This window comes from Acinetobacter sp. CY79 (genome assembly GCF_059515845.1).
The window spans coordinates 1-1,469 of sequence record NZ_JCAKMY010000071.1; the positions used below are offsets into that span (position 1 = coordinate 1).

The following is a 1,469-nucleotide window of genomic DNA, read 5'->3' on the forward strand; positions in this document are numbered from 1 at the left end:
TTGAGGTTTAGGCTGTTTGAGCTGACCAGTCTGCTGTTCGAGTAGGATCCAATCATCTAGGGTCGTTCTTGCAATATTAAACAGTTCACACGTTTTGGATTTATGCTGTGATTCTTTATAAAACTGCATGACTTTTTCGCGTAAATCGACAGAATATGTTTTTGGCATGATCCTAAATCTTAGTGTTTTTTCTATTGTAGCTCATATTGGATTTTTATCTATAGCTCATATTGGATTCTTAGCTATAATCAAGCATCTGAACAAGTTATCTAAGTGACAACAACGGTAAACAGACCCAATACGGCTATGACGTGTTTGGACAACGTCTGTACAAGAAATCCCAAGACGCCTACGGCAAAGACAGCCTCACCAATAATTAATTACTGCCCATATTCTAATTTAGTTGAGTTAATTCTTCTTTTGCTAAAAAATTGCCAGATTTAGCTGACTCTTTAAACCAAGATTTTGAGATGGATAAATTTTTATCGACACCTAAACCATCTTTATATATTTTACCTAAATGATATTGTGCATCACTATCACCTTGCTTTGCTGCTTCCGAAAACCATCTTCTAGCCTCTAGGTAATTTTGCTCTATATGATCACCTGTTAAATACATCAGTGCTAGATTATATTGAGCACTGCTAACCCCTTGTCTTGCAGATTTATTAAACCATTCAAAAGCCTTTAATTTATCTTGTGGCATTCCTTTACCATGTAGAAGCATGATGGCCATATTAGCTTGAGCATCGGGATCGCCATTATTAGCAGCTATAGAATAGTATTCAATAGCTTTCGCTTCATTTTTTTTACCACCCAATCCATTACTATATATATAGCCTAACTTATTAAAAGAAGGAATATCTCCCTGATTTGCAGCTTTTTCAAACCAAAATTTTGCTTTCTCGTAATCATGTGCAATATTGGGGTTATTACTATATAAAAAGCCTAAATTGTACTGAGCATTAATATGTCCTTGATTTGCCGAAGACGTGTACCATCTGATAGCCTCATTAATATTAGGACGAATATCCCCATACCCATCAGAATAGATCACGCCCATATTGTATTGAGCTTCTGGATCGCCTTTTTCAGCTCTATTCTTAATCTCATTAATATCAATATCTGAATTATTAGAGCTGTACTGTTGACTATTTTTGTGGCTCTCAGTAGATTTAACACAGCCAGAAGTTAAAACACCGAGAAACAGAATTGTTAAAATTTTTTTTGATAACATATTTTATTTCAAATATAAATATTTTTATAATTTAATATAAATTGAATTATCTTTCCTTATCTTGAACATAAAATTAACGGTAGTGCATGAATATGACGTGATAAAAATAATAAGTTATTGATATTAAAATATATAAATGAATTATTACACGTTGGTTTTTAGCACTACTATATGTTTTTGGCATGATCCTAAATCTTAGTGTTTTTTCTATTGTAGCTCATATTGGATTTTT

Annotated in this window: 2 protein-coding genes; both read right to left on the reverse strand. The window is 32.7% G+C overall.

The window, feature by feature from the left end; all coding sequences use genetic code 11:
- The coding region (locus tag AC5YCE_RS15535; RefSeq protein ID WP_496172613.1) for a helix-turn-helix domain-containing protein at window positions 1-168 on the reverse strand (168 nt) is incomplete at its 3' end.
- Between the two features lie 226 nt (window positions 169-394).
- Window positions 395-1,237, reverse strand: a complete 843-nt coding sequence (locus AC5YCE_RS15540) for a tetratricopeptide repeat protein (protein ID WP_496172612.1) — start codon at window positions 1,235-1,237, stop codon at window positions 395-397.
- Window positions 1,238-1,469: the final 232 nt, after the last annotated feature.